This window comes from Streptomonospora mangrovi (assembly GCF_027604915.1).
Classification (GTDB): domain Bacteria; phylum Actinomycetota; class Actinomycetes; order Streptosporangiales; family Streptosporangiaceae; genus Streptomonospora; species Streptomonospora mangrovi.
Window position 1 is genome coordinate 156780 of the sequence record NZ_JAJAQC010000007.1, and the last position, 14407, is coordinate 171186.

The 14407-nt window shown below is 76.2% G+C and carries 13 protein-coding genes; 6 read left to right on the forward strand and 7 right to left on the reverse strand.

Going from position 1 to position 14407, the window contains the following annotated elements; translation table 11 throughout:
* Nucleotides 1-87: 87 nt before the first annotated feature.
* Both LG943_RS06040 and LG943_RS06045 read right to left on the reverse strand, forming a co-directional pair.
* On the reverse strand, nt 88-1173 hold the full coding sequence (locus LG943_RS06040; protein ID WP_270071181.1) for a tartrate dehydrogenase: 1086 nt from the start codon (nt 1171-1173) through the stop codon (nt 88-90).
* A gap of 93 nt (nt 1174-1266) precedes the next feature.
* Nucleotides 1267-2250, reverse strand: coding sequence for a LysR family transcriptional regulator (locus LG943_RS06045; protein WP_270071182.1), 984 nt, complete (start codon nt 2248-2250; stop codon nt 1267-1269).
* 133 nt (nt 2251-2383) lie between these two features.
* Here LG943_RS06045 and LG943_RS06050 point away from each other — a divergent pair, with 133 nt between their 5' ends.
* Nucleotides 2384-4018 (forward strand): SLC13 family permease, encoded by a 1635-nt coding sequence (locus LG943_RS06050; RefSeq protein WP_270071183.1) that lies wholly within the window; start codon nt 2384-2386, stop codon nt 4016-4018.
* A gap of 34 nt (nt 4019-4052) precedes the next feature.
* Here the strand turns inward: LG943_RS06050 and LG943_RS06055 are convergent, their stop codons facing one another.
* Nucleotides 4053-4532 (reverse strand): helix-turn-helix domain-containing protein, encoded by a 480-nt coding sequence (locus LG943_RS06055; RefSeq protein WP_270071184.1) that lies wholly within the window; start codon nt 4530-4532, stop codon nt 4053-4055.
* Between the two features lie 63 nt (nt 4533-4595).
* Between LG943_RS06055 and LG943_RS06060 the strand changes: the two genes are divergently transcribed.
* Both LG943_RS06060 and LG943_RS06065 read left to right on the forward strand, forming a co-directional pair.
* The gene (locus tag LG943_RS06060; protein ID WP_270071185.1) at nt 4596-5588 is read left to right on the forward strand and encodes an NAD(P)/FAD-dependent oxidoreductase; all 993 of its coding nucleotides are present in this window, start codon (nt 4596-4598) and stop codon (nt 5586-5588) included.
* A complete protein-coding gene (locus LG943_RS06065) occupies nt 5585-7006 on the forward strand; it encodes an MFS transporter (RefSeq protein ID WP_270071186.1) in 1422 nt (473 codons plus the stop codon). Before LG943_RS06060 ends, LG943_RS06065 begins: the two co-directional genes overlap by 4 nt.
* 71 nt (nt 7007-7077) lie before the next feature.
* Here LG943_RS06065 and LG943_RS06070 read toward each other — a convergent pair whose 3' ends face one another.
* Complete coding sequence (locus LG943_RS06070; RefSeq protein WP_270071187.1) at nt 7078-7746, reverse strand: esterase/lipase family protein; 669 nt, start codon at nt 7744-7746, stop codon at nt 7078-7080.
* Between the two features lie 264 nt (nt 7747-8010).
* Here LG943_RS06070 and LG943_RS06075 point away from each other — a divergent pair, with 264 nt between their 5' ends.
* The 3 genes from LG943_RS06075 to LG943_RS06085 all read left to right on the forward strand — a co-directional run bounded on the left by LG943_RS06075 (nt 8011) and on the right by LG943_RS06085 (nt 10733).
* Entirely contained in the window at nt 8011-8490 is a 480-nt protein-coding gene (locus tag LG943_RS06075; RefSeq protein ID WP_270071188.1) for a DUF892 family protein, read from the forward strand.
* Nucleotides 8491-8691: 201 nt separating this feature from the next.
* Nucleotides 8692-10401, forward strand: a complete 1710-nt coding sequence (locus tag LG943_RS06080) for a serine/threonine protein kinase (RefSeq protein ID WP_270071189.1) — start codon at nt 8692-8694, stop codon at nt 10399-10401.
* Nucleotides 10398-10733 carry a hypothetical protein gene (locus LG943_RS06085; protein WP_270071190.1) on the forward strand — a complete coding sequence of 112 codons (336 nt, stop codon included), beginning with the start codon at nt 10398-10400 and terminating at the stop codon, nt 10731-10733. Before LG943_RS06080 ends, LG943_RS06085 begins: the two co-directional genes overlap by 4 nt.
* 122 nt (nt 10734-10855) lie before the next feature.
* On the opposite strand, the gene aztD is transcribed toward LG943_RS06085, so the two are convergent.
* The 3 genes from aztD to LG943_RS06100 form a co-directional block, all read right to left on the reverse strand.
* On the reverse strand, nt 10856-12058 hold the full coding sequence (gene aztD / locus LG943_RS06090) for a zinc metallochaperone AztD (RefSeq protein ID WP_270071191.1): 1203 nt from the start codon (nt 12056-12058) through the stop codon (nt 10856-10858).
* A 91-nt stretch (nt 12059-12149) separates the two neighbouring features.
* The gene (gene aztC, locus LG943_RS06095) at nt 12150-13094 is read right to left on the reverse strand and encodes a zinc ABC transporter substrate-binding protein AztC (protein WP_270071192.1); all 945 of its coding nucleotides are present in this window, start codon (nt 13092-13094) and stop codon (nt 12150-12152) included.
* Nucleotides 13088-14260: a hypothetical protein gene (locus LG943_RS06100; protein ID WP_270071193.1), complete on the reverse strand. Its 1173-nt coding sequence runs from the start codon at nt 14258-14260 to the stop codon at nt 13088-13090. Before LG943_RS06100 ends, aztC begins: the two co-directional genes overlap by 7 nt.
* Nucleotides 14261-14407 lie beyond the last annotated feature (147 nt).

The window sequence follows — 14407 nt, forward strand, 5'->3', positions numbered from 1 at the left end:
GGGCGCGGGCGGGGCTTTCCACGACCGGGCGAAGCCAGGCGGGACGGGCGGGCGTGTCGGGGGGCGCGGCGGGCGGGCCGGCGGGCCTCAGTCGCCCAGGTGGTCGATCACGGCGGCGGTGACGTCCTTGGTGGTGGCCGTCCCGCCGACGTCGCGGGTGAGCACGCCCCGGGCGCAGGCCGCCCGCACTGCGCGCTCGACCCTCCCGGCCTCGGCGTCCAGTCCGAAGTGGCGCAGCATGAGCGCGGCGCTGCCGATGGCACCCACGGGGTTGCACACCCCCTGCCCGGCGATGTCGGGGGCCGAGCCGTGCACGGGCTCGAACATGCTGGGGAAGCGCCGCTCGGGGTTGAGGTTGGCGCTGGCGGCCAGGCCGAGGCTGCCGGCCAGCGCGCTGCCCAGGTCGGAGAGGATGTCGGCGTGCAGGTTGGAGGCCACCACCACCGACAGGTCCGCCGGCCGCAGGACGAACTTCGCGGCCATGGCGTCGACCAGCACGCTCTCGGTCTCCACGTCGGGGTAGTCGGCGGCCACCCGCGCGAACACCTCGTCCCACAGCACCATGCCGTACTGCTGGGCGTTGCTCTTGGTGACGCTGGAGACCTTGCGGCGGTCGCGGGTGCGCGCCAGGTCGAAGGCGAAGCGCATGATCCGCTCGCAGCCGGCCTCGGTGAACACCGCCGACTGCACCGCCACCTCGGCGCCCGGCCCCCGGCCGGAGAAGTTGCGCCCGCCGAACCCGCCGTACTCGCCCTCGGAGTTCTCGCGGACCACCATCCAGTCCAGCTCGGCGGAGTCGGCGGCGCGCAGCGGGCTGGTGACGCCGGGCAGGAAGTGGACCGGGCGGACGTTGGCCCACTGGTCGAGGTTCTGGCAGAGCCGCAGCCGCAGGCCCCACAGGCTGACGTGGTCGGGCACGGTCGGCCAGCCCACGGCGCCGAAGTACAGGGCGTCGAAGCCGCGCACGCGCTCCAGGCCGTCCTCGTCCATCATCGCGCCGGTGCGGGCGTAGTGGTCGCAGCCCCAGGGGAACTCCGTCCAGGCGAACTCCAGGGCGCCGGCGGAGTCGGCGGCGAGGGCGTCGAGGACCTGGCGGCCGGCGGCGACCACCTCGGCGCCCACCCCGTCGCCGGGGATGGCGGCGATGCGGAACGTGCGGCTGGACGGTGACATGGCTCCTCCACGGGTCGGCGTCGCAGGCCGAGTCAACCGCGCCGGCGCGGGCGCCGTCCAAGACCGATCCCCGATACCGGTCATAGGCTCGTCCTATGAATTGGCGGCGCCGGAGCCGTCGGCAGCGTCGGTGTCGGCGGTGTCGGCGGAGCCGTGGCCGGCGGCCTCGGCGGCATCGGCGGCATCGGCGGTGTCCGCCACGTAGCCCTCGACCGTCTCCAGGAACGCCTGGGCGGCCGGGGTGAGCCGGGCGGCGCGGCAGACCACCATCACCCGCAGCAGCGAGACCGGCTCGATGCGCCGCACCCGCGCGCCCAGCCGCTCGGCGGTGGGCCGCCACGACTCGGGCACCACCGCGTGCCCCACCCCCGCCAGCACCAGCGGCAGGATCGAGGTGCGGTGGCCGACCTCGGCGGCGATGTGGGCGTCGGCGCCGCCGGCCAGGATGTCGTCGACCAGCCGGCGCATCAGGCTGCCGGGCTGGGAGACCACCAGCCGCAGCCCGTCGAGGCCGGCGCGGTCCACCGGCCCGGGCGGCGGGTCGTCGTCTCCCTCGGGCGGGGAGAGCAGCACCAGCGGCTGGTCCGCCACCGGCAGCACCCGCAGGTCGGCGAGGCGGGGGTGCTCGGCGGCGCCCAGCAGGCCGATCTCGGCGGCGCCGGTGCGCACCGCCTGCACGACCTCCTCGGGGGTGAAGGCGCTCTCGGCGCTGACGGTCATCAGCGGGTGGGCGCGGGCGAAGCGGGCCATCAGCGTGGTCAGCGGCTCGATGCCGGGCGAGGGCATGGTCACCAGGGCGACGCGGCCCCGCCGCAGGCCCCGGGCCGAGCGGGCGGTGGCGCGCACGGTCTCCAGGTCGCGCAGCACCTGGCGGGCCGGCTCGACGATCCGGGCGCCGGTGTCGGTGAGCACGGCGCCGCGCCCCACCCGGTGGAACAGGTCCACGCCCAGTTCGCGCTCCAGCCCCGCGATGGCCTGGGACAGCGAGGGCTGGGCGATGTGCAGGTGGGCGGCGGCCCGCCCGAACCCGCCGTGGTCCACGATGGCCAGGAAGTAGCCCAGGTGCCGGGCGTCCACGTCAGGTCCCCTCGCGTCTCGTCGGGCCGCAATCCATAGGGCCAGCCTATGGGTGTCAGAGCCATCGCGTCATTGACGTGTTCGCGGTCACACGTGAGAGTGATCCAGCGAAACCGAGCGAAGGAGACCCCCCATGGCATCGGAGTCCACCCCCGCACCCGAACCCTCCCCGCCCGGTCCGGGCGCCCGCACCGACGTGGAGCGGGCGCTGCTGGCCGGGCGCTCGCAGGGGGAGCTGACCGAGCAGCGCCTCTCCCCCGCCGAGGAGCGGTTCGAGTCGGGCCGCCGCACCCTGGGCTGGTTCCTGGCGCCGGCCGCCGCCCTGGTGTTCTACTTCCTGCCGCTGGACATGGACCCCACCCAGCAGGCGCTGGGTGCGGTGCTGCTGGGCGTGATCGCGCTGTGGATCTGCGAGAGCGTGCCCATCCCCATCGGCGGCCTGATCGGGGTGGCGGCGGTGGTGCTGCTGGGCGTGGCCCCGCCCGACGAGGTGCTGGCGCCGTTCGGCTCCACGACCGTGTTCACCTTCATCGGGGTGTTCATCATCGCCCAGGCCATGCTGAAGCACGGCGTCGCCCGGCGCATGGCGTTCTTCATCCTGGCGCTGCCGGGGGTGGGCTCCTCGACCCTGCGGATCGTGCTGGCGTTCGGCGTGATCACCTGCCTGGTGTCCAGCTTCATCTCCAACACCGCCACGGTCGCGATGCTGCTGCCCACCGCGATGGGCATCCTGACGGTCATCGCGCGCATGATGCAGGACCGGGGCCAGGTGCGCCCCGACTTCGACCCCACCCGACTGCGGGTGGGCGCCGCGCTGATGCTGATGCTGGCCTACGGCGCGAGCGTGGGCGGCCTGCTCACCCCCATCGGCTCCCCGCCCAACCTCATCGGCCGCGCCCTCATCGAGGAGGCCACCGGCGAGCGCATCTCGATCCTCCAGTGGATGGCGGCGGCGCTGCCGATCGTGCTGGCCATGTTCCTGGTGCTGGCCGTGGTGGTGCTGCTGCTCAACCGGCCGGAGGTGCGCCGGATCGAGGGCGTCAACGAGTACATCCGCGAGCAGCGGGCCGCGCAGGGCCGGATGAGCCGGGCCGAGCGCAACACCGTCGTCGCCTTCGGCGTCACCGTGGTGCTGTGGCTGGCCCCGGCGGTGGCCGGCCTGGCGCTGGGCACCGAGGCGCCGCTGTACACCCTGCTGGACGAGCGGCTGGACGAGGGGATCGTGGCGGTCTTCGGCGCCTCGATGCTGTTCGTGCTGCCGGTGGACTGGCGCCGGCGGCGGATGACCCTGGACTGGAGCGACGCCGCCCGGATCGACTGGGGCACGGTGCTGCTGTTCGGTACCGGCATCATCTTCGGCGCGCTGCTGTCCTCCACCGGCCTGGCCGAGACCATCGGCGAGGGCGCGGCGAGCGGGCTGGGGATCGGCAGCGTGTTCGCCATCACCGCGTTCGGGGTGTTCCTGGCGATCCTGGTCTCGGAGACCACCAGCAACACCTCCTCGGCCACGGTGGTGGTGCCGATCGTGATCCCGCTGGCGGCGGCGGCCGGGGTGGACCCGTTCGTGCCGGCGCTGGCGGCCACCTTCGCGGCGTCCTTCGGGTTCATGCTGCCGGTCTCCACACCGCAGAACGCCATCGTCTACGGCTCGGGCTGCGTGGCGCTGCCCCGGATGATCCGCACCGGCATCGTGTTCGACATCGTCGGCGCGGTGCTGATCATCCTGCTGCTCCCCCTGATGGCGGCGGCGGTGGGCCTGGGCGGCTGAGCCGCCCGCCCCCGCCGGCACCCGGCGCCCGGAGTCAGCGCGGCGCGGTCCCCTCGGGGGCCGCGCCGCCGTGCGCGCGGGACTCCTCGACCACGCAGGCGGCGCCGCTCAGGCCGCTGAGCCCGGCCGCGTCGGCGGCGAGGCGGCGGTAGGCCGGGCACTGGGTGAAGTCCTCGGCGGTGCACTCCATCAGGTGCTCGATCAGCGCCTTGGCCGCCGCCAACTCCTGGAGGCGGCGGTCGAGGTCGGCGTGGTGGCGGGCCAGCAGCGCCCGCCGCTCGGCCCGCCCCGACACGGTGACGACGTCGCGGATCTGCTCCAGGCTCATGCCCGCCGCCTTGCCGCGCAGGATGGTCAGGACCCGCACCGCGTGGTCGGCGGTGTAGCGGCGCCGGCCGCTGACACGGGCGGCGGGCTCCAGCAGGCCCATGGCCTCCCAGTGCCGCAGGACGTGCGGGGCCAGGCCGAAGCGCTCGGCCAGTTCGCCGATGCGCAGCGTCTCAGTTGACTTCATGTTGACATTAACTTGCAGTATTGCCGCCACGTCAAGCGAAACCCCGCGAATGTGGAGGCAGCGATGTATGACGCCGTCATCGTCGGCGGCGGCCCGGCCGGTATGGCCGCGGCCCTGGCCCTGGGGCGGGTCCACCGGACCGTGCTCCTGATCGACAGCGGCGAGGGGCGCAACGCCCCGGCCGCGCACGTGCACAACTTCCTCACCCGCGACGGCACGCCGCCGGGCGAGCTGCGCGCGATCGGGCGGCGCGAACTCGCCGCCTACCCCGGCGTGGAGGTGCGCTCGGGGGCGGTGGCCGACCTCGCGCGGGCGGGCGCGGACGGCACGGTCGACGCGGCGGGCGCGGACGGCGCCGCCGAGCCCCGCTTCTCCGTCGTCCTGGCCGGCGGCGATAGGGCGGATGCGCGGCGGGTGCTGCTGGCCACCGGCCTGGCCGACGACCTGCCCGGCCCGCGCGGGGTGGAGGCGCTGTGGGGGCGCTCCGCGTTCCACTGCCCCTACTGCCACGGCCACGAGTGCGCCGGCCGCCGCGTGGCGGTCCTCGGCGCGGCGCCGCCCCGCGTGCGGCTGGCCCTCCAGCTGAGCCGCTTCGCGGCCGAGGTCGTGCTGTGCACCGGCGGCGAACCCCTGGACGCGGACGCGCGCGCCGCGCTGGCGGCGGCGGGCGCGGCCGTGCGCTGCGAACCCGTGGTCTGCCTGGAGGGCACCGGCGGGCAACTGGAGCAGGTGGCGTTCGAGGGCGGGGCGCCCCTGGCCGCCGACGCGGTGTTCGTGGTCAACGCGCCCCGGCAGCGCAGCGGCCTGGCGGCCCGGCTGGGCTGCGCGGTCTTCGCCGACGGCTGCGTGGAGGTGGACGAGCTCCACCGGACCAGCGTCCCCGGGGTCTACGCGGCGGGCGACATGGCGCGGCGCGCCACCCTGCCCGTGCCGGCGGCGGCGGTCGCCGTCGCGGCGGGGTCCGGGTCGGTGGCCGGCGCCGCGATCGACCAGGACCTGCTCAGCGCCGACTTCGGCCTGCCCCACCCCTTCCCCCGCGCGGGGAGCCCGTCGTGACCGCGCCCGCGACCGCCGGGGCGCCCGCCCGCACCGGTCCGGCGACGGCCGGCCTGCTCATCGGCATGCTGCTGTCGGTGCTGGACCAGACGGTGGTGGCCATCGCCCTGCCCACCATCGCCGCCGACCTGGGCGGCATGGCCGGGATCGGCTGGGTGGTCACCTCCTACCTGCTGGCCTCCACCGCCACCGGACCTCTCTACGCCCGGCTCAGCGACCGGTTCGGCCGCCGCGCCGTGTTCACCGCCGCCATCACCGTCTTCCTCGCGGGCTCGGCGCTGTGCGGGCTGGCCCAGACACTGCCCCAGCTCGTGGTGGCCCGCACCGTGCAGGGCCTCGGCGCCGGAGCGCTGTTCGTGCTGCCCACCGTCGCGCTCTCGGAGCTGTACCCCCAGCGGCTGCGCGGCCGGGTCCAGGGATTGACCGGCGCGGTGTTCGCGCTGGCCAGCGTGGGCGGGCCGCTGGCGGGCGGCGCCATCACTGACATCTGGGGCTGGCGATGGATCTTCCACGTCAACCTGCCGCTGGGCCTGCTCGCGCTCGGGCTGACGGCGTGGGCGCTGCGCCTGCCCCGGCCGCCCGGTGGCGGCGGACGGACCGACCTGGCCGGCGCCGCCCTGCTGGCGGGCGCGACCACTGCGGTACTGCTGGTGGCCGAGTGGGGCGGCGGCGCCCGGGCGTGGACGTCGGGCACGGCACCCGCCCTCGCGGTGGCGGCGGCGGTGCTGGCGGCGCTGTTCGTGTGGCGGGAGCGCCGTGCGCCCGACCCGCTGCTGCCGCCGCGCCTGTTCGCCGTGCCCGCGCTGCGGGTGCTGCTGCCCGCGTGCGGGCTGCTGGGCGTGCTGCTCGGCGGGTCGGTGTTCTTCCTGCCCGCCTTCCTCCAGGCCGCCTACGGCATGGGGGCCACTCAGGCGGGGCTCGCCCTCAACCCCTATGTGCTGGTGTTCATGGCGGTCTCCACGGTCGCGGGGTCGCGCGCCGGCGCCACCGGCCACTTCGCACCCGTCCTGGTGGCCGGGGCGGTCGTCGCGGCGGCGGGCTTCGTCCTGCTGGGCGCGCTCGGTCCCGGCACGCCCTACGCCGTGTTCGCCGCGGAGATCGCGCTGCTGGGCGCGGGGTTCGGACTGTTGATGCAGAACCTGGTGGTGGCCGCGCAGAACGCCGCCGCGCCGGCCGACCTGGCCGCCGTCAGCTCGGCGGCCGTGGTGGTGCGCGGCCTGGGGCTCGCGCTGGGCGTGGCGGCCTTCAGCGGCCTGCTCACCCGCGAACTGGCGGGTGCCGCCGGCCCGGAGGCGACGGCGGCGGCCGTGCCCGACGTGCTGCTGTGGGGCGCGCCGGTCGCCGCCGCGCTGGCCGCCCTGCTGCTCCTGCTGCGCGGGGCGCCCGCGCACGGGGGCGCGCGGCCGGAGGCGGGCTGAGGTGTGCGGCGCGCCGCCCGCGCGGGGGGCGCGCCGCACCCGGCGGCCGGGGGCGGAGGCACCGGCCGGGGTCAGGCCAGGACCGCGCGGACCTGCGCCGACACCCCGGGGTCGGTGAGGAAGGCGGTGTGGCCCACGCAGCCCGCGTAGCGGTTGTCGGCGCCGGTGAGCATGACGTTGGTGCTGGGGCGCACGATCAGGTCGCACAGCGAGCGGAAGGTCGTGTAGCCGACGGCCCCCGGGGTGGGGTCGCCGGAGTTGAGCCGGGCCAGGAACTCCGAGCCCGCCACGACCTCCTGGCAGGAGGGCTGGACGGCCACGCACGGCAGCCGCACCGTGGAGCCCTGGTTGGGGCCGGCCAGCGACACCCAGTCGTCGACGCGCTCGTGGCCGCCGAGGAACTTCAGGTACCAGCGGGAGGACAGCCCGCCCATGGAGTGGGCGACGATGTCCACCCGGTCGGCGCCCGACTCGGCGAGGACGGCGTCGACCTCCGCGGCGATCACCTCGGCCGTCTCGGTGTTGGAGGCGGTGGAGTCGTAGTCGATCGCGTGCAGGTCCGCCTCCGGCCAGCCGTCGGCGACGAGGTCGGCGGCCAGGTCGTCCCAGTTGCCGGCGGATCCGCCGTAGCCGTGGACGAAGAGGACGGGGACGCGCTCCTGGGCGTGCGCGGCGCCGGGCGCGGCGGCCGCCGCCAGGAGCGCCGCGGTGGTCAGCAGGGCGGTGAGAACGGCTCGCATCGGCGGGTTCTCCTTTCGGGCGGGGGACCTCCAGTCTCAGCGGGCACGGCGGCCGCGCGCATCCGTCGAAGCACCGGTCGCGCACCTGCTGTCGCTCCGCGCGGCCGGCGCCGGGGCGGGCCGGGTGTTTGCGGCCGGTGGCGCCGGTTAGGGGCAACTCCCGCACAAGGAAGCGCCACGCAACGGCAAAGACCGCAAGGGCACGACAAGACAGATACAGCGCACGCCCTGAAGAAGAAGCGACGACTGAGGGAGTGACCCGGCATGGACAGCCGCGAGCATCTGACCGTCTGGCTGAACGACGCCTACGCCATGGAGAAGGCGCTGGAGGAGACCCTGGAGCGGCACGCCAAGGACGCCGAGGGCGACTCCGACGTGCACGCCCGCATCCTGCGCCACATCGACGAGACCCGCGAGCAGGCGCAGATCGTGCGGGAGTGCGTGGAGTCGCTGGGCGGCAGCGTCTCGGGCGCCAAGTCGACGGTGGGCAACCTGTTCGGCTCGGTCCAGGGCATGGCCAACAAGCCGCTCAAGGACACCCTGGTCAAGAACGCCCTGGCCGACTACGCGGCCGAGCACTTCGAGATCGCGTGCTACCGCGCGCTGATCGAGGCCGCGCACAGCCTCGGCGAGGACGGCATCGCCGCGCGCCTCACCCCCATCCTCCGCCAGGAGGAGGACATGGCGCGGTTCCTGGAGGAGCGCCTGCCGATGACGGTGCGCGCCGCCCTCGACAAGGGCTGAGGGCCTGACCCCTCCGCCAGGGGCCCTTCACCGGATAGCGTCCCCGGCCCCGCACCGCCCGGTGCGGGGCCGGACGCGTTCGTACGGGCTCGTACGGGCTCGGGCGGGTTCCGTCGGTTTCCGTCGGCGTTCGGGTGTCCCCGCGGGCGCGATTTTGCGATGATGCGGAGCGAGGAGTGCGCACCGGAGCGGAGGGATGCCATGGCGGAGCCCCAGCGGCCCGGCGCCCCGCACCGGATCGGTCCCTACAGAGTGCTGCACCGGCTGGGCCGCAGCGCGGTCGGACGGACCTACCTCGCCGCGGCGCCCGACGGGCGGCGCGTGGCCGTCACCCTGCTGGACGCCCTGGCGGCGGCCGAACCCGGCCTCCGGCGCGGCCTGGTCCGAGAGATCGCGGCGCTGCGCCGGATCGGCGGCGCCCGCACCGTCCCCGTGCTCGCCGCCGACACCGAGGCCGACCCGCCGTGGGTGGCCACCCCGTTCGTCGCCGGGATGCCGCTGGACCGGGCGGTGTACCGGCACGGCCCGCTGCCCGCCGCCACCGTGGCCGTCCTGGGAGCCGGCGCGGCCGAGGGGCTCGCGCAGGAGCACGCGGCGGGCCTGCTGCGCGGCCGACTGGTCCCCGCCGACGTCCTGCTGGCCGCCGACGGCCCGCTGCTGGTCTCCCCCGCGCTGGTGCGCGCGGCCGCCGGCGACTCCTCCTCTTCCGTGGCCGGCCTGGGCCTGGGCGCCCTGGGCTTCCTGCCACCCGAGACGCTGGCGGGCGCGCCGGCCGGTACCGCCGCCGACGTGTTCGCGCTGGCCTGCGTGCTGGTCTACGCCGCCACGGGCCGCTCCCCGTTCGCCGCGGAGACGGACGCGGCCGCGGCCTACCGCGTCCTCCACGCGGCCCCCGACCTCGCGGACGTGCCCGCCGCATTGGCGGAACCGCTCGCCGCGTGCCTGGCCAAGGACCCCGCCGGGCGGCCCACGGCCGAGCACCTGGCCGAGGCGCTGCGGGCGGCCGAGGCGCCCGCACCCGGCCAGGGCTGGCTGCCCGAGCCCATCGCGCGGATCATCGCCGCCGGGTACCCGGCGGTCGACACCGTGGCCAACAGCGGGACCACGGACGCTCCGCCCAAGTCCCGGCCCGCCACCGTGGTGCCGCTGCCCGACTCCCCCTTCGGCCCGGCGGTCCCGGCCATGCCGGTAACCCCGGTGGCACCGCCCGCGCCGAGGAGCACCGCGCCCCCTGCCCCACCCCCGCCCGACCGCGAGGCGCCCGTCCGGGTCGCCCGGCCGATGCGGCGGCGGCTCACCGCCCGGGGCGCGCTCAGCGCGTGGGACCTGTCAGGCGCCACGGCCCTGGACACCCGGCTGGCTCCGGCGCCGCGCCGCCACGCGCCGCCGCCCCGCCTGGCGGCGCGCCCGGCGCCGCGCACCGGCACGCGGTCCCCGGAGTACGCGGAGGCCGCGGACCTGGCGGACGCCGATCCGGCCGACACCGCCGACTTCGCGGACGAGGACGACGTCGTGCTCCCCTCGGGGTGGGGACCGTCCCCCGCCACCGACCCCCGCGCGGGCGGCGAGACCGCGCCCCCGCCCTGGGCGGAGCCGGTCGTGCCCGCGCCTCCTCCCGTGCCGGCTTCCTCCCGGACCGGCGCGCGCCTGCTGCCCGCCCTGCTCGCCGGAAGCGGCCTGGTCATCGCGGTCGTGCTGGTCGGCACGGTCTCCTCGGCGCAGTCCTCGGCCCTGCTGTGGGTCCTGGGCGCGCTGGTGGCGGCGGGCGTCGCGGTACCGGCCACCGCGCTCGGCTTCCACGCGTTCCGCCGCCCTCACGTCGCCTGGCGGGCGAACCGGCGCCGCCTCGGCGGCTCGCACGAGGACGACACACCCCCCAACGGCTCCACGGATCCGGAGAGTTCGGAGTGACCGAGAAGACGGACGGCCCGGGCGGCCTGGTCGAACTGGAGCGGCTGCGCTTCGACCACCAGGTCGCGATGGACATGCGGGAGCAGGACCGCGCCGACCGCGAGCTGGAGCTGCGCGCGCGGATCGCCGGGCGCGGCCAGGTCTTCGGCCTGGTGTCGCTGTTCGCCATCCTCGGCACGGCGATCACCCTGGGCCTGCTCGGCCAGGAGTGGGCGGCGGCCGGGGTCGGCCTGCCGGGGGTGGCGATGATCGTGGGGGTGTTCGTCAGCGGCCGGCTGCGCTCGCCCGAGCCGCTGCCCGGCGCGGACCCGGCGGGCACGCAGGCGCCCTGAGGGGAGGGGCGCCCGCGTGCCCTGGCGCGCGGTGCCGGAGCCCGGTGCCGGAATCCGTTGCGGAGCCCGGCTCCGGGGTCCGATGCCGGGTCGGGTTCCGGGACCCGGCGGCGGCGCGCCGGTCAGGCGGCCGGCAGGCCGGTCAGCTCGTTGGACGCCTCCGGCAACTCGGCCTCCGTGGTCACCTCGCCGGTGGCGATGTCCACGGCGTAGACCTTCTTCTCACCGGGCTCGGTCACATAGGCGGTGTCCCCGCGCACATACAGCGTGGGGCGGGGGTCCTGCCACTCCAGGGGCTCGCTCCACTCGCCCACCACCGGGTGGGAGGCGGTGACCTCGCCGGCGGCCATGTCGATCACGTGCAGCGCGCCGTCGGTGCCCAGCACCAGCCCCTCGCCCTCGGGGCCGCGCCCCAGCGAGCGGAAGCTGTAGCTGGTGCCCAGGTCGACCAGCTCCAGCTCGCCGCTCTCGGTGTCGATCACCGAGACCCGCTCGGGCCGCTCCAGCTCGGCGTCGGGGTCGGTCTTGTAGTCGCCCAGGACGTAGGGCGACTCCTCGTGGCCGGCCTGGTTGCCGATGCGGCCGTAGTCGTCGGGGCTGTCGACCTTGGTGATCTCACCGCCGGAGTAGACGAGCACGCCGTCCTCGCAGCCGATCACCACGGCCTCGTCCCGCGCGGTGGCCTCGCCGTGCACGCCGGGGCACTCCTCGTTGCGGGTGACCTCCTCGCGGTCGGCGTCGAGGACCTGGATGCCGGGGCGCTCCTCCTCGTCGCCGAGGGTCACGACCATCTCGCCGTTCTCCAGCACCAGCGCGACACCGTGGTGGGGGTGCTCGGTGGTGTGCTTCTCGGCCTCGGGCAGGCCCTCGCCCAGGTCGGCCGGGTCGAAGACGGTGGCCTCGCCCGCGCCGTCGGAGAACAGCACGGTCTGCCCGGCGTGGTGCACGACGTGGCCGGGCTCGGGGGCGGGGAACTTGTCGTCGGTCAGCCGCGCGCCGGCGGCGTCCAGGACGCGGAACCCCGAGGAGGTCGACACGAGCACGTGCCGGTCGTCGCCGGCCGGGTTGACCCGGTTGAAGCCCTCCAGCGGGATGTCCTCGACGACCTCCAGGGTCTTTCCGTCGAGGACGTAGAGGCCGCCGTCGTAGGTGGCCACGAGCGCGTCGGCGGCCTCGGCGGCCGGCCGCTCGGACTCCTCGGGCGCGGCGCCGGTGCCCGCGCCGCCGGATCCGCAGGCCGCGGTGGCGCTCAGGCCGAGCACGGCCAGGGCGGACAGCGCCGCCCGGCCGCGCCGCCGGGAGAGGGGGCGGGGGTGGTGGGGCATGGTTCACTTCCGTTTCTCGTGATGCGGGTGGGGGACCCGAGCGGGCCGCCCCGGAGTGCGGGGGGTGGGGTGGCGCCGGGGCCTCACCGGCTCAGCCGGTGAGGCCGTCGGCGATGGCGTCGGTGTTGTGGCGGGTCATCTCGGCGTAGGTGGCGGCGCCGCCGTCGGGTCCGGTCAGCGACTCCGAGAACAGCGGGACGACCTCGATGTCCACGCCGGCCTCCTCGGCCATGACCCGGGCCAGGCGGTCGGGCTGGGAGGAGTCGGCGAACACGGCGGGCACCCCGGCCTCCTCCACCGCGGTGGCCAGGGAGTCCAGGTCGGCGCTGCTGGGCGAGGCCAGGGTGGTGCCGCTGGGGATGACCGCGCCCACGACCTCGAAGTCGTAGCGCTGGGCGAGGTAGCCGAACACGTGGTGGTTGGTGACGAGCCGGCGCCGGTCCTCGGGGATGGCGCCGAACCGCTCCCGGGCGTGGGCGTGCAGTTCCTCGACCTGTTCGCGGTAGTCGCGGGCGTTGGCGCGGATGCGGTCGGCGTCCACGCCATCGACCTGCTCGACCACGGCGTCGGCGATGAGGTCGACCGCCTCGCCGGCGCGCACGGGGTCGGTCCAGAAGTGCGGGTCGGGCTGCCCGGCGGTCTCGCCCTCGGTGTAGCTGATGGGGTCGACGCCGTCGCCGACCGCCAGGGCGGGGGTGCCGGCCGCCTCGGCGGCCTCGACGTTGCGCAGCACGCCCTCCTCCAGGCCCAGGCCGTTGTAGACGACCAGGGCGGCGTCCTCCAGTTCGGCGGCCTGGCGGGCGGAGATCGCGAAGGAGTGGGGGTCGGCGTTGGGCCGCATCAGCACGGTGACGTCGGCCTGGTCGCCGACGACGTTGCGGGTGAGGTCGCCCAGGATGTTGGTGGTGACCACGATCCCGGAGCGCTCGCCGCCGGCGGCGCCGCAGCCGGTGAGCGCGACGGCGGCGGCCAGGGCGAGCAGGGCCGCGGCGGCGCGGCGGGGGGCGGGCCGGCGGCCCGGCCGCGGGGTCACCATCCCGTCTCCACCATGAGGTCGGGGCTGAAGCCCAGGTCGAAGGTGCGGGCCAGGCGCAGGTCGTCGTTGTAGTCGATCTCGTAGACCGCGTCGGCGGCGGGGTCGTTGACGTAGGCGCGGTTGGTGTCGATGCGGACGCTGACACCCTCGGGCACGTCGTCCATCAGCTCGGTGGCGGCGGTCTCCTCGCCGGTGGCGGGGTCGTAGGCGCGCAGGGTGCCGTCCTCGCCCAGCACCAGCACCGGGAGGTCCTCGCCGGCCGCGCTGACGGCGGCGGCGGGGCCGGTGTCGAGGCGGGTCCAGCTCCGCTCGCCGACGTCGAGCACCCACACGCCGTCGCCGCTCGCGCCCGCCAGGACGGCGGCGCCGGGGCGGTGGTGGAAGGCGGTCAGCGGGTCGGCGGCGCCGTCGGGGTAGGGGACGGTGTCGGCGGTCCAGGTGCCGTCGTCCTCGGTGAGGACCAGGGCGCCGTCGGCGCAGCCCAGGACGGCGCCGCGCCGGGTCAGGGCCTGGCCTGCGGGGTCGGGGCAGCGCTCCTCGACGGCGGTGCCGGCGGGTTCGCCGTCGCGGTCGAGGACCTCGACGGTTCCGTCGGCGCCGACCACCACCACGTGCCCGCCGTAGGGCAGGGCGGCGGCGGCCTCGCGCTCGACGGCCCGGGGGACCTCGCCCTCCTCCAGGGCGGGGCGGTCCAGGATCGCCACGCCGGCCGCGGAGGTCAGCGCGGCGGCCTTGGTGTCGGCGGCGGCCTGGAGGCCGCCTTCGGCCGCGATCTCGCCGACCATCGCGGGTTCGGCGCGGTAGTAGTGCACGTGGTCGCCGTGGTCGACGGTCCAGGTGCCGCTGTCCAGGACGGCGGCGGTGCGGCCGGTGCCGAAGTAGGCGAACCGGCCGTCGGCGGCGGCCTCCTCGGCGCCCGGCGCCGAGCCGACCTCGGTCACCTCCTCGGTGGCGGGGTCGAGCATGTGCACGGCGCCGGTGCCGGTGTCGGCCATCACCAGGCGCCACTGCGCCTCGGCGGTCTCCTCGGCGCCCTCGACGTAGCCGTGGGGGGTGGGGGTCTCCTCCGGCGCCGCGGTGTCCTCGGCGGCGGCGCCGCAGCCGGTGGCGAGCAGCCCTCCGGCGGCGCAGGCCAGGACGGCTCTGGTTGTGCTGCCCAGCTTCATGGTGGGGACTCGTGCTCCTTGTCGCGGGTGCGGGGACGGGGTGCGGGGGGTGCGGTGGGGGGCGGGTCCTAGGGGGCGGGGCGGGGGCGGTCGGGAGGGGGTGGCGGGGAGGGGGCGCGGGGTGTCAGGAGGCGGCGGCCGCCGCGC

Coding starts and splice junctions, on each gene's coding strand:
- LG943_RS06080 (WP_270071189.1), top strand. CDS start 8,692: ATGGCGGAGCCCCAGCGGCCCGGCGCCCCGCACCGGATCGGTCCCTAC.
- aztD (WP_270071191.1), bottom strand. CDS start 12,058: ATGCCCCACCACCCCCGCCCCCTCTCCCGGCGGCGCGGCCGGGCGGCG.
- aztC (WP_270071192.1), bottom strand. CDS start 13,094: ATGGTGACCCCGCGGCCGGGCCGCCGGCCCGCCCCCCGCCGCGCCGCC.
- LG943_RS06050 (WP_270071183.1), top strand. CDS start 2,384: ATGGCATCGGAGTCCACCCCCGCACCCGAACCCTCCCCGCCCGGTCCG.
- LG943_RS06075 (WP_270071188.1), top strand. CDS start 8,011: ATGGACAGCCGCGAGCATCTGACCGTCTGGCTGAACGACGCCTACGCC.
- LG943_RS06040 (WP_270071181.1), bottom strand. CDS start 1,173: ATGTCACCGTCCAGCCGCACGTTCCGCATCGCCGCCATCCCCGGCGAC.
- LG943_RS06055 (WP_270071184.1), bottom strand. CDS start 4,532: ATGAAGTCAACTGAGACGCTGCGCATCGGCGAACTGGCCGAGCGCTTC.
- LG943_RS06100 (WP_270071193.1), bottom strand. CDS start 14,260: ATGAAGCTGGGCAGCACAACCAGAGCCGTCCTGGCCTGCGCCGCCGGA.
- LG943_RS06060 (WP_270071185.1), top strand. CDS start 4,596: ATGTATGACGCCGTCATCGTCGGCGGCGGCCCGGCCGGTATGGCCGCG.
- LG943_RS06070 (WP_270071187.1), bottom strand. CDS start 7,746: ATGCGAGCCGTTCTCACCGCCCTGCTGACCACCGCGGCGCTCCTGGCG.